Genomic DNA, 12,121 nt, shown 5'->3' with positions numbered 1-12,121 from the left:
AAACGACCCATGTTATGGAAGTACTTAAATTATCTGTACCGCTGATGCTTTCCAGATTGGGAGATATGATAGGGTCACTGATTTTCTTCTCCTTTATAGGCCATTACATTGTCGACTCTCTGAGTACAGCATCATTCGCTTTGGCTTCAACATCTTTTCTGACAGTTGTCGGCATCGGATTCTTTTCAAAAACATTAGTAATCGTTGCAGGTGCTAACAACTTAAGTACCAGCAACATAAAGTCCGAAATAACCACATCATTTAATCTTGCAATTTTTTATGGACTATTAATCCCAGTCACGATATTTCTAGCGGGTAAAATATTTTTAGAACTGGATACCAAACCCAGCAACCTGGAAGACTTCAAAGTACTTTTAACACTTTCGATTTCGTTGCCTGCCGTATTTCTACAGATCACTATTTTCAACATCTATAACGGCATGAGAAAAACGCAATACGAACTCACTTACACATGGCTAATGAATAGCGCACTCGCATTGACATGCATCGCACTCACAAACATAGAGCCAAGTATAAATTTATCCGACTTCATCATCACATACGTTTGCCTGCGCTACGTATTCTCGTGCGCAGCGCTGGTCTTTTTCAGAACCACAATGAACAGACACTTTAAAAACTCTCTACCCCACAAGATCTCAGGAAGTGATTATATAAAGTACACGATTAACGGTTTCCCTATGGCACTGTGCTTTGGCAGCGAAAGCCTCCTTTTCTTTTTACTTCCCCTGATATCGAAACATATAAATGACATTAGCCTTTCTGCATACCAAGCTTCTATCCATGCAGCCAGCATCATATATATGATTTCTATAGGAATAGGAAATGCCGCAGGCATAATCACAGCACGCCATTACGCCACAAAGGATATCCAAGCAATTTCAGAAACTTTCCTACTGTCTATCGGGCTTGGATTACTCGTACTGACACCCATCCTAGCTTCGTTTTTTTTGTTTAATGAAAATATCGCTCTAATCTACACATCCGACACAGCGACGAGGATCCTCATAGAAAACAACATCATTATCTCAATACCATTTTTAATATTTGAGTTCATTTTCGTTATCTCCAGATTGACTTTGAGAAGCATGAATGACTTTTGGATACCCACAATAATGACAATACTGACACTAAACATTTTTGGTGTGCTTTTGTCAGCAACCCTATTATTGCTGTACGAGCACACCGTACACTCAATATTCCTGGCATTAGTACTATGTTCATTTACTTTAATGCTGCTTTTACTCTGGAGATTAAGGCGCATATTAGAATACGCATCAAAAAATCTCTGCAATGAAGAAAACCTATGCCGACCAAAACAGAGCTGACCTTTCCAATTTAGTTTTGCGAGGATCGACCAATGAGACAGACCTCCTCATTTATCAACACAAAAAATCAGCAGTCAACTTTGACAACGATAATTAGCGAGCATCATGCCTGGCGAACATTGAGTGGATTACAAACGACCGACTATTACGCATACCGCAACGCATTACTTAATGGGTGTCATCTTCAACGTGCTTTATTCGAACTACGCCACCCCGAGCTAATGATTTGTGACTTGAGCAATCTTGAGCCGGTTTTTAATTACATGTCTGATCTACAAATAGTGAAAACCTGGCATCAAATAAATTCAGCAATTAATCAATCAAAATTTGAAGGCATGCGCAAAATATTAGGCGATGGCCTATCACCAGAAATAGCTATTTCTGGGCCAAGCAAGCAAAATCTCCTCGATTTTAAAAATGAGTTAATTGAAAAAATCTTACCGAAATTGGCGGATCAAAAAAAGCCCTCACACAACCAATCAACGAAGCGTGGTATATCGAAAAACAGATTACTCACAGACACCAATGATGACACCATCAACTTCCACAATCGCTTCTGCGCATTTTACAGTGCTTACATATCACATGAGCACTGGGACAGTTGCATTACGTTGAACACCCGATATATTTACGAAGACCATCCAATTTGGCATAAAATCAAAACACTATCCAAGAACAAACTTTTTTTATTATCAGCCGGACTACCTATTGCTCTAGGTTACCTCGCGGCAACAGGAGATAAAAAGATATTCTTTTCAGAAATCCATCGGCAAAACGATGCAAATTTACTGACGCGTGATAGTGAGTTTTTGGATGTTTTCCCTCACAAAGAAATAACAAATGAGCCCTGGCTGATTATAGACAAGTCATATACAGGCGGTAGCCTTAGGCAAGCTGGAAATATGATTAGAAAAAGAATCGGATATGAAGCCGAGGTAAAAACTCTCGCATTGTTCCCGAAAACTTTTAGCGCATTCATGAGTTCGGATTACGCCGTTTACGGAGGGAAACTATTTGAAGTGAGACTCTACGCATCACGTCTAAACAGAGAAACCTGGCACACACAACTCATATCTGAGCAACCAACATGAGAGCTTTATTCAGAGATAAACACGTTTCTGAACTAGAAGAATGCCTCTACAAGGCCAGGAAGCAACTACGCCGCTATTGGGCTGGAACGCTCGTATGCTTACCTGACTACGACATACCACAAGACAAGTGGATAAACGCCCAAACACAATCAGACTTAGATTGCCAATCTATATTATTTGAATGCATTTCAAATATCAGTTTCAAGATCACAATATATTCGGAAGAAACTGACAACTTCAGCACCTCAGATAAAAGCGAAGAGTTCTCACTTCTTATTGACCCATTAGACGCTACGCACAACGCAGTGCTTGGTTTCCCTGGTTACACATCAAGCGTGGCACTTTATCACGAAGGCGCATATATATTTGGATGGGTGTATGACATATCAAGAGATTTGGTGTACACGGCAGCATTAAACGAGGGAGCGTATCTGCAGTCCTCGATAATTGTTAAAAGACTTAAAACACGCACCACCCACTCTCTAACAGATATGAGAATTTCTTTACATCGCCCCAAAGACGTTCAGGAGAGATCCAGAATTGAAAAAATAATATGGTCCGCAGCGAAGGTTCGAATTTATTCCTGTTCCTCGTTGGAAATCTGTCTTATTGCCGCCGGGGTTCTTGATGCTTTTATTGACGTAGGCGCACCCGGACACGAACGGAGTTGTGATATTGCCGCAGCAGAGTTGATACTCAGAGAGGCGGGTGGTGCATTATTTGACGACAAAGGTGGTATCAGAAACAGTCTCCCTCCTTCAAAAACATCGCTATCGGACAACGGAACGTTAATAGCCCTATCCACGAAAGAACTTATACGATTACTTTTATAACTCGCTGAACTGGAGACGAATTATGCTATTCGAAACAGTCGCCCTAAAGCTCAAACTATTGTCTAACGGTGTTAATTTCTCTAAAGAATTTCTAGATTACCTTCAGAACCAATCGACTCACATTGAAAAAAGACGAGCATATGGTACAGGGGACAGTGTAATACTTGAGTCAAACACCCATACACCGCAGGAAATAATTCTCGAAGAAAAAATTATCACAGCCGCAAACTACAATCCTAATTCAGCGTTCCAAGTCGTCCTAGCACAAGGATATCCTGCATTAAGGTATGGAAACAAAACTATAAAAATCACCTTCCCCGCTAGACCTGTGGCTTATGGAAAACATTTAAGCAACGGTGAGTTATTTGAAAAACATTTGACCGTCTATGGAAACTCCACCCTTGGAGTATTCTCGCCTGGTCACTGCTATTACTTCAATAATAACCGTGAGTGCAAATTCTGCTCTCTTGACGCTGCCAGAGAAAACCTTTCCGATCACAAAATGCGCATCAAAGGTGATTTGGCAGGAGAAGCAGTAGAGATAGCTACCGAGGTCGAGAGTGGGCGTTACAAGAGGGTACTGTTTAATGGCGGCACGATCCGAAACTATGACAAAGGCTACTCAATGCATCTAGACTTAATGGAGCGAGTCAAAGAGAGAAACACCGCAAGCAAACTCGAATACCACTTAATTTCGATGCCACCCAAAGATTTCCGGCTATTCGAGCGATTCAAAGGACTGGGCAATAATTTGTCCATGAGCTTAGAAGTGTTCAATGCAGATTTGTTTTCTGAAGTTTGCCCTGGAAAATCACAGGATTACACAAGAGAACGCTTCCTCTCTGCGTTTGAAGCCGCTGTCGATGTTCTTGGTCGCGGAAACGTATACGCAGGCTTTGTGGCGGGCATGGAACCTTTAGAGTCAATCATTGAAGGCATCGAATACTTCGGAAATATGGGAGTGGTGCCTGCGGTTGCAGTATTCCACCCTGACGCCGGTTCACACTACTCTACAAAAGCACGGCCTTCCGTTGACTTCCTGAATATACTCGGTAAAAAGATGTCAGAAATTTATCAAAGAGAAGGCTTTAAACCGCTAATAGAAGGAAGTGGACGAAACTCTTTAGACACTGAAGCATACTTAGGAGGTTTTGCATGAGTTACTCTTTGGACAAGGGACTATTTATTGCATTCGAAGGTACCGATGGTGCAGGAAAATCAACGGTTGCGCGAGCGACATATGACAGAATTCTTGAGTCCCATTCTGCATTGCACTATATAGACAAAAATCGTCCTCCAGTGCCTACAGGCTATACAGAGTTTCATATGTCTCGGCTACGCGAAGTCTTATGGGATTATCCGGACAACGCTCCCCTGGAACAATTAGGTGACAAACACTGGATGAGCCTCATAACTGCGTGGTTTCAGGCCACAGATCATGCAGCTATAACGCCTATAATCAATTCTGGCAAAAGTTGCATCGCCGATGGTTGGCATTATAAATACCTGGCGCGTTTTTTGCTCAAGAGCACTGATTTGGCTGAGGATGCGTTGACAATGTTCTCAACAATTAGAAAACCTGACTTCGTAATTTTCTTAGATGTTGATCCGGCACTGGCAGCACAGAGAAAAGGATCATTTCGCCTTAGCGAGAGTGGAGCCTATGACGGCGCCAATGCAGACCCCCAGAAGGGCTTCATTGACTATCAGAATCGAGTTAGATCCAGTTATGAGCGCTGCGGTCTGGTGAACTGGATAAGAATCGATACAACCGACCTAAGTGAGGAAGCCGTTCTCGATAAGGCGGTGACTGCAGTTCAGAGCATTCTTTGTAGGGAGTAGAAACCAACGAACGTTTCTAACCACGGGCTGATCGACGCCGACAACTACGACCGAGAAGCGCCAAAATGTGTAAGCGACAGCCTCTACTGACAGAACACAATCCCCTGTAGGAGCTGCCGAAGGCTGCGATCTTTTGACCTTGCTGTTAAAAAATCAAGATCAAAAGATCGCAGCCTTCGGCAGCTCCTACAGTGGAGATCGGGTTGGCCTCAGAGCGTAAGGATCATTTCGTGCCACGCCATGCCGCCGTGATCCGACTCCGACGGTTTGATGTAGGCAAAACCAAACCCGGCATACAACGGAATGTGCTGTTCCTTGCACATCAAATGAATCGTCGCTTTGTCCATCCCGCGCATACGCTCGATGAACTCACCCATCAAGCGCTTGGCCAGACCTTGCCCCTGATAATCCGGGTGCACCACCACCGACATGATCACCACGTTCGGTCCTTGCGGGTCGTGGCCGATCAGTTCCTTGAACGCCTCGTCCGACATCTGCACATCAAACGCCGCGCCAGAATTGACGAAACCTGCCACCACGCCATCCACCTCAGCGACGATAAAACCCTCGGGCCAGGTGGCAATACGCGTGGCGATCTTCTCGCGGGTGGCCGCTTCGTCGCCTTCGTAGGCAACGGTTTCGATGGCGTAGCAGCGGTCCAGGTCGGCGGCGGTGACGTTGCGGATGAGGGTGTTCATGGCGGCTCGGAAATCAGCAGAAGAAAGTGCCGAAAGCATAAAGGAATAAGGTCTGCATATCGATGTGCAGGGGCGGCGTAAAGCCTGCGTATAAGCGCTTTTCTTCGGGCGCTTGTCGGGCTATTTCTGCGGTGTGTCTCTGATCACCCTTGGGGGAAACCGCTTATGAGCAGCGTTGAAATCGGCCTGTTGATGGTGTTGGGCATCAGTACGTTCGGCTTTATCACTCTGGGCATCGACCTGTTGCGGGCGCGACGTAAACAGCGTTGAAAGCATGAGGCGGATCAGTGAACCGCCTCATGCATCGGGTTCAGGCCTTGGAATCGACCGGCACGCAGATTTCCAGTTTGCCGGTATGCAGTCGCGGATTGAAATCGGCGCTGTAACGCTCCAGTTCCGGGGCGTTGAGTTCCACGTAGTGCGAGGTCGGCAGCCAGGTCTTGTAGATGTATTGCAGGGTTTGCGGCAGTTGTTCGAGCGGTCCCTTGTGCTCGAACACTGCGTATTGCCGAGGCAGCACTTCGACCCACTGGTAGACCTTCTGGTCGAGGTCATCGAGCTTGTCGATTTCCACCCCGGCGATGTAATCGAAGCCGCCCTTGCCGTCGAAATTGCTGCAGACTCCGTAAGTCACTTCGTTCTTTTGCCCTGGGATCTTTCCCAACTGCGGCAAGAACTTTTCCCACAGCGCCGGGATGTCTTTGGCGGTGTCTTGGGTAAATCGACCGCGAAAGCCTGCAATCAGCAGGAAATGTCCATGTTCGAAGCGAGGTTCAGCCACTTCGACGCGTTTTTGCTCATCCATGACTCGACTCCTGGAACAAAAAAGGGGGTTCGGCTGGGAGTATAGAAAGCCCGATCCAATTCGCACGGTTACAGCGCGTGCAACTGCTCGACGGCGCCCGAACCAACAAATTCGTTGTAGCCAGATACGATCACGTAAACCGCGAAATAGCAGAAGATCGCTGCAGATGCCAGGTAGGAATAGCGCAACAGCTTGTCACCGAGGAGTTTGCCGCCATGGCTCGCGGCGAAGCACAAACCGGCCGACCACAGCAGTCCGGCGCAGAGAAAACCACCGAGGAACAGCGCCGAACTGAGCGGGCCACCGCCACCGGAACGTGCAATCAAGGTGCCGCCCACCGCCGCGAACCAGAGAATCGCGCTCGGCGACGACATGGCGAGAAAAATCCCCCGGAAGAACTCTTTGCGATGGGAGTTCTGCCCCACTTCCGCCGTCGCCGCCAACTGCGCCTCGTGGTGAATCGCCGAATAGATCATCTTCGCCGCAAAGTAGATCAGCAGCGCCGAACCGCCGATCCACAGCACCCAGCGTACAGTTTCGTATTGCAGCAAAACGGTCATGCCGGCCAGCGCCAGCACCGCGTAAATCAGGTCACCGACGCAGGTACCGAGGCCCAGCGCGAAGCCCTGAAAGTAACCGCGCTGCATCGCCAGGGTGATCATGGCGATGTTGGCCACGCCGATATCCAGGCACAGCGAAAGGCTCAGCAAGAAGCCGCTGGTGAATTCCATTAACCATTTTCCTTCGGAAAAAAATGTTTACAAACGGGCTGGACAGTATGCCATCAGCGCCCTTATCTTCCGCCACAGGTCACCGCAGTGACCAGCGTCGCTCGGACGGTTCCGGGCGCTTACGTTATCCGAGGCAACAATGGCCGAACAAGGTTCGCCGCGCCGCTTTGCGCGCATAGATCGACTCCCCCCTTACGTTTTCAACATCACCGCCGAGCTGAAGATGGCCGCCAGGCGTCGTGGTGAAGACATCATCGACTTGAGCATGGGCAACCCCGATGGCGCCACGCCGCCGCACATTGTCGAAAAACTCGTACAAGTCGCCCAACGCGAAGACACCCACGGTTACTCGACGTCCAAGGGCATTCCGCGCCTGCGCCGGGCGATTTCCAACTGGTACAAGGATCGCTACGCGGTCGATATCGACCCGGAAAGCGAAGCCATTGTCACTATCGGTTCCAAGGAAGGCCTGGCGCATTTGATGCTGGCCACCCTGGACCAGGGCGACACCGTGCTGGTGCCGAACCCGAGCTATCCGATTCACATCTACGGCGCGGTGATTGCCGGTGCCCAAGTGCGTTCGGTGCCGCTGGTGCCGGGCGTGGACTTCTTCGACGAACTGGAACGGGCCATCCGCGGTTCGATCCCGAAGCCGAAGATGATGATCCTCGGCTTTCCGTCCAACCCGACCGCGCAGTGCGTGGAACTGGATTTCTTCGAACGAGTGATCGCCCTCGCCAAGCAGTACGACGTATTGGTGATTCACGACCTGGCGTACGCTGACATTGTCTACGACGGCTGGAAAGCCCCGTCGATCATGCAGGTGCCGGGGGCCAAGGACATCGCGGTGGAGTTTTTCACCCTGTCCAAGAGCTACAACATGGCCGGCTGGCGCATCGGTTTCATGGTCGGTAACCCGGAACTGGTCAACGCGCTGGCGCGGATCAAGAGTTACCACGACTACGGCACCTTCACCCCGCTGCAAGTGGCGGCGATTGCCGCGCTGGAAGGCGATCAGCAGTGCGTGCGCGACATCGCCGAGCAGTACCGCCAGCGTCGTAATGTGTTGGTGAAAGGCCTGCATGAGCTGGGCTGGATGGTCGAGAATCCGAAGGCGTCGATGTATGTCTGGGCGAAGATTCCCGAGGCGTATGCACATCTGGGCTCGCTGGAATTCGCCAAGAAACTGCTGGCCGAGGCCAAGGTGTGCGTCTCGCCGGGGGTTGGCTTTGGTGAGTATGGCGACGACCATGTGCGCTTTGCGCTGATTGAAAACCAGGACCGGATTCGTCAGGCAGTGCGCGGAATTCGCGGGATGTTCCGGGCGGATGGCTTAGTTACGAAGTAACTGACACACCTCTGATCGTTCCCACGCAGAGCGTGGGAACGATCACCCACAAAAAAACCGCATCGCTGCGGTTTTTTTGTGTCTGCAAGAAGCCGCTTAAACGAACAGCGACAACAGCAGGATAAAGCCCAGCGCGACGATGGAGAGGATGGTTTCCATCGCCGTCCAGGTCTTGAACGTCTCGGCCACGGTCATGTTGAAGTACTGCTTCACCAGCCAGAAACCGGCGTCGTTCACGTGGGACAGAATCAACGAACCGGCACCGGTGGCCAACACCAACAGCTCACGGTTGACGCCCGGGATCATCCCCACCACTGGCACGACAATGCCCGCGCCAGTGATGGTCGCCACAGTCGCCGAACCGGTCGCAATCCGAATCACCGCCGCCACCAGCCACGCCAGCAGGATCGGCGAGATCTGTGCGCTGACCGCCATGTGGCCGATCACGTCGCCCACACCGCTGGTCACCAGCATCTGCTTGAAGCCACCACCGGCGCCGATGATCAGAATGATCGCGGCGGTTGGCGCCAGGCTCGCGTCGAGCCACTTGAGCATTTGCTGGGAACCGATGCCCTGCTTGTGCCCGAAGGTGTACAGCGACAACAGCAAGGCCAGCAGCAGTGCCGAGATCGGGTGGCCGATCATGTCCATCCAGGTGCGGAAGAAGTGACCGTCCGGCAGCGCCACGTCAGCGAAGGTTTTCAGCAGCATCAGGAACACCGGCAACAGCACGGTGATCAGGGTGATGGTGAAGCTCGGCAGCTTCGCCGAGTCGTCGTTTTCGCGGGCCAGTTGATCGACCAGTTCCTGATTCGGGTGACCCGGAATGTGCTTGGCGATGAACGTACCGAAGATCGGACCGGCAATGATTGCGGTCGGCAGCGCAACGATCAGACCGTAAAGGATGGTCTTGCCGATGTCAGCACCGAACACGCCGATCGCCAGCAGCGGGCCCGGGTGCGGTGGCACCAGACCGTGCACGGCGGACAGACCGGCGAGCAGCGGGATACCGATCTTGATGATCGACACGCCGGTGCGACGGGCAACGATGAACACCAACGGAATCAGCAGGACAAAGCCAATTTCGAAGAACAGCGGGATGCCGACAAGGAACGCGGCGAACATCATTGCCCACTGGACTTTGTCTTTACCGAACGCACGAATCAGGGTCTGGGCGATCTGATCGGCGCCGCCGGATTCGGCCATCATTTTGCCGAGCATGGTGCCCAACGCGAGGATGATGCCGACAAAACCGAGCACGCCACCGAAGCCGTCCTGGAACGCTTTGATGATGGTGCCGATCGGCATGCCCGACGTCAGGCCGAGGAACGCGGCGGCGATGGTCAGGGAAATGAACGGGTGAATCTTGAATTTGGTGATCAGGATAATCAGGCCGATTACCGTGACCACTGCATCGAGCAGCAGGTAGGCGTCGTGGGACATGCCAAACATTGGGGGTGTCTCCTGGATTGTTGTTGTTATTAAAACGGGTTAAACAGAAGTCGGGAGGACAGCGCTATCTCTTTCAACACACTCATACCGCCTGTTTCAGACCATGGGCCTGCCACCAGACGTGAGCCTGGGACGCCAGTTCTTCAACGCTGTGGATCGAAGCATTCAACGCCAACGTCAGCGGCTCGCCCTTCGGCGATTCGAGGGTGGCGAACTGGCTTTCGATCAACGTCGCCGGCATGAAGTGGCCCGGACGATGGGACACACGCTCAGCGGCGACTTCAGGGGTCAATTCAAGAAACACGAAGCCCAGGCCCGGCAAGGCGCTGCGCAACACTTCGCGATAACTGTGTTTAAGGGCCGAGCAGGTCAGCACCGGGCGTTCGCCCAGCGCGTCGACGCGACGCAGTTCATCGCACAGGCTGTCGAGCCAGCCGGCACGGTCGTCGTCGTTCAGGGGGATCCCCGCGCTCATCTTTTCGATGTTCGCGGCCGGATGGAAAGTATCGCCTTCAATGGCAGTGGCGCCGCTCAATTGGCACAGGGCCTCGCTGACGCACGTCTTGCCGCAACCGGCAACGCCCATGATGACCAGGGCGGTGATGGGATGACTCATATAACACCTCAGCGCGCAGACAGCGCTACCTTTGCTAGCTATGACTCTAGTGCACAGGCAGAAGTTGCCGACGCCTTCTTGTCGTTTTTTTGGGTTGCAGCAGGTTTGTTCCCAACGCCAAAAAGCGAAGATCAGGCAGGACCTCGCTTACGCATTTACAGCTGCATCAGGACAGCGCTACCTTAGTGCCTTGATTTTTGTTTGGCAAGCCGCCCGATGACCTCCCCTAAAAACGATAAAAACACGCGCACCACCGGCCGTCCCACCCTCAATGAAGTTGCCCGCCTGGCCGGTGTCAGCCCGATTACCGCCTCCCGCGCCTTGCGCGGTGTCAGCACCGTGGCCACTGACCTTGTGGAGAAAGTGCAGAAAGCCGCGCTCGAACTCAACTACGTGGTCAACCCTGCCGCCCGTGCATTGGCCTCGGCGCAGAGCCATTCGGTGGTGGTATTGGTGCCTTCGCTGTCCAACCTTCTGTTTATCGATACGCTGGAAGCCATTCATCGGGTGCTCACACCCAAAGGCTTCGAAGTGCTGATCGGCAACTTCCACTATTCGCGCGATGAAGAAGAAAACCTGCTGCGCAACTACATGGCCTATCAGCCGCGCGGTTTCTTGTTGACCGGGTTTGACCGCACGGAAAGTTCGCGGCGGATGATCGAGGCGAGCAACATTCCCTGCGTGTACATGATGGAACTGGACAGCGCCGCCGGGGTGAATTGCGTGGGATTCTCGCAACTCAGTGCCGGCGAAACAGCGGCCGAGCATTTGCTCTCTCGCGGGCGCAAGCGCCTGGCTTATATTGGCGCGCAGCTCGATCAGCGAACCTTGTTGCGCGGTGAAGGCTTTCGCAAAGCGTTGCAAAAGGCTGGGCGTTACGACCCGGATCTGGAAGTACTGACGCCTCGTTCTTCATCGGTGGGCTTGGGCGGGGAGTTGTTTTTGCAATTGCTCGCGGCGCATCCGGACGTTGATGCGATCTTCTTTGGTAACGACGATTTGGCGCAGGGTGCGTTGCTGGAGGCGCTGCGCAACGGCATCAAGATTCCTGAGCAGGTAGCGATTCTGGGTTTCAACGACTTGCCGATGTCCGAGCACATGGTGCCGCGCCTGAGCAGCATCAACACCCCGCGCGAAGCGATTGGCCGGCGCGCGGCGGAGCAGATGCTGACGTTGATGGCGGGTAACAGCGTGGCGCGTCCGGTTGAAGACATGGGCTTTGAACTGAAGATCCGCGAAAGCACCTGAAACTGTCGCGATCCCCTGTAGGAGCTGCCGAAGGCTGCGATCTTTTGATTTTGCTCTTAAAAACAAGATCAAAAGATCGCAGCCTTCGGCAGCTCCTACAGTTTTATGTGG

The 12,121-nt window shown here is 51.6% G+C and carries 12 protein-coding genes; 7 read left to right on the top strand and 5 right to left on the bottom strand.

All coding sequences use genetic code 11. The features are described from left to right. The first annotated feature begins 14 nt into the window (after nt 1-14). The 5 genes from QZR14_RS17885 to QZR14_RS17865 are packed head-to-tail and all read left to right on the top strand — an operon-like array spanning nt 15 to nt 5,112. The gene (locus tag QZR14_RS17885) at nt 15-1,346 is read left to right on the top strand and encodes an MATE family efflux transporter (protein ID WP_311997270.1); all 1,332 of its coding nucleotides are present in this window, start codon (nt 15-17) and stop codon (nt 1,344-1,346) included. Nucleotides 1,347-1,378: 32 nt separating this feature from the next. Continuing rightward, a complete protein-coding gene (locus QZR14_RS17880) occupies nt 1,379-2,437 on the top strand; it encodes a hypothetical protein (RefSeq protein ID WP_311997269.1) in 1,059 nt (352 codons plus the stop codon). Continuing rightward, complete coding sequence (locus QZR14_RS17875) at nt 2,434-3,270, top strand: inositol monophosphatase family protein (protein ID WP_311997268.1); 837 nt, start codon at nt 2,434-2,436, stop codon at nt 3,268-3,270. The genes QZR14_RS17880 and QZR14_RS17875 overlap by 4 nt, the downstream gene beginning before the upstream one ends. Nucleotides 3,271-3,292: 22 nt before the next feature. Next, nucleotides 3,293-4,429: a radical SAM protein gene (locus QZR14_RS17870; protein WP_311997267.1), complete on the top strand. Its 1,137-nt coding sequence runs from the start codon at nt 3,293-3,295 to the stop codon at nt 4,427-4,429. Then, nucleotides 4,426-5,112 carry a dTMP kinase gene (locus QZR14_RS17865; RefSeq protein ID WP_311997266.1) on the top strand — a complete coding sequence of 229 codons (687 nt, stop codon included), beginning with the start codon at nt 4,426-4,428 and terminating at the stop codon, nt 5,110-5,112. The genes QZR14_RS17870 and QZR14_RS17865 overlap by 4 nt, the downstream gene beginning before the upstream one ends. A gap of 209 nt (nt 5,113-5,321) precedes the next feature. Here QZR14_RS17865 and QZR14_RS17860 read toward each other — a convergent pair whose 3' ends face one another. The 3 genes from QZR14_RS17860 to QZR14_RS17850 all read right to left on the bottom strand — a co-directional run bounded on the left by QZR14_RS17860 (nt 5,322) and on the right by QZR14_RS17850 (nt 7,346). After that, the gene (locus QZR14_RS17860) at nt 5,322-5,810 is read right to left on the bottom strand and encodes a GNAT family N-acetyltransferase (RefSeq protein WP_311997265.1); all 489 of its coding nucleotides are present in this window, start codon (nt 5,808-5,810) and stop codon (nt 5,322-5,324) included. A 310-nt stretch (nt 5,811-6,120) separates the two neighbouring features. Then, on the bottom strand, nt 6,121-6,615 hold the full coding sequence (locus QZR14_RS17855; RefSeq protein ID WP_311997264.1) for a GyrI-like domain-containing protein: 495 nt from the start codon (nt 6,613-6,615) through the stop codon (nt 6,121-6,123). Nucleotides 6,616-6,683: 68 nt separating this feature from the next. Then, complete coding sequence (locus QZR14_RS17850) at nt 6,684-7,346, bottom strand: LysE family translocator (RefSeq protein ID WP_093430442.1); 663 nt, start codon at nt 7,344-7,346, stop codon at nt 6,684-6,686. A 139-nt stretch (nt 7,347-7,485) separates the two neighbouring features. Between QZR14_RS17850 and alaC the strand changes: the two genes are divergently transcribed. After that, entirely contained in the window at nt 7,486-8,694 is a 1,209-nt protein-coding gene (alaC, locus tag QZR14_RS17845; RefSeq protein WP_250608207.1) for an alanine transaminase, read from the top strand. A gap of 96 nt (nt 8,695-8,790) precedes the next feature. Here the strand turns inward: alaC and QZR14_RS17840 are convergent, their stop codons facing one another. Both QZR14_RS17840 and QZR14_RS17835 read right to left on the bottom strand, forming a co-directional pair. Continuing rightward, nucleotides 8,791-10,146: a GntP family permease gene (locus QZR14_RS17840; protein WP_099756982.1), complete on the bottom strand. Its 1,356-nt coding sequence runs from the start codon at nt 10,144-10,146 to the stop codon at nt 8,791-8,793. Nucleotides 10,147-10,228: 82 nt separating this feature from the next. Beyond that, nucleotides 10,229-10,762 (bottom strand): gluconokinase, encoded by a 534-nt coding sequence (locus QZR14_RS17835; RefSeq protein WP_250608208.1) that lies wholly within the window; start codon nt 10,760-10,762, stop codon nt 10,229-10,231. A 216-nt stretch (nt 10,763-10,978) separates the two neighbouring features. On the opposite strand from QZR14_RS17835, the gene QZR14_RS17830 reads away from it, so the two are divergent. Continuing rightward, nucleotides 10,979-12,010, top strand: coding sequence for a LacI family DNA-binding transcriptional regulator (locus QZR14_RS17830; RefSeq protein ID WP_093430446.1), 1,032 nt, complete (start codon nt 10,979-10,981; stop codon nt 12,008-12,010). Nucleotides 12,011-12,121: the final 111 nt, after the last annotated feature.

It is taken from the genome of Pseudomonas sp. rhizo66, assembly GCF_031931925.1.
GTDB lineage: Bacteria > Pseudomonadota > Gammaproteobacteria > Pseudomonadales > Pseudomonadaceae > Aquipseudomonas.
This window is presented reverse-complemented; position numbering and strand designations above follow the sequence as displayed.

Coding starts and splice junctions, on each gene's coding strand:
- QZR14_RS17840 (WP_099756982.1), bottom strand. CDS start 10,146: ATGTTTGGCATGTCCCACGACGCCTACCTGCTGCTCGATGCAGTGGTC.
- QZR14_RS17885 (WP_311997270.1), top strand. CDS start 15: ATGGAAGTACTTAAATTATCTGTACCGCTGATGCTTTCCAGATTGGGA.
- alaC (WP_250608207.1), top strand. CDS start 7,486: ATGGCCGAACAAGGTTCGCCGCGCCGCTTTGCGCGCATAGATCGACTC.
- QZR14_RS17875 (WP_311997268.1), top strand. CDS start 2,434: ATGAGAGCTTTATTCAGAGATAAACACGTTTCTGAACTAGAAGAATGC.
- QZR14_RS17835 (WP_250608208.1), bottom strand. CDS start 10,762: ATGAGTCATCCCATCACCGCCCTGGTCATCATGGGCGTTGCCGGTTGC.
- QZR14_RS17860 (WP_311997265.1), bottom strand. CDS start 5,810: ATGAACACCCTCATCCGCAACGTCACCGCCGCCGACCTGGACCGCTGC.
- QZR14_RS17880 (WP_311997269.1), top strand. CDS start 1,379: ATGAGACAGACCTCCTCATTTATCAACACAAAAAATCAGCAGTCAACT.
- QZR14_RS17865 (WP_311997266.1), top strand. CDS start 4,426: ATGAGTTACTCTTTGGACAAGGGACTATTTATTGCATTCGAAGGTACC.
- QZR14_RS17830 (WP_093430446.1), top strand. CDS start 10,979: ATGACCTCCCCTAAAAACGATAAAAACACGCGCACCACCGGCCGTCCC.
- QZR14_RS17870 (WP_311997267.1), top strand. CDS start 3,293: ATGCTATTCGAAACAGTCGCCCTAAAGCTCAAACTATTGTCTAACGGT.
- QZR14_RS17850 (WP_093430442.1), bottom strand. CDS start 7,346: ATGGAATTCACCAGCGGCTTCTTGCTGAGCCTTTCGCTGTGCCTGGAT.
- QZR14_RS17855 (WP_311997264.1), bottom strand. CDS start 6,615: ATGGATGAGCAAAAACGCGTCGAAGTGGCTGAACCTCGCTTCGAACAT.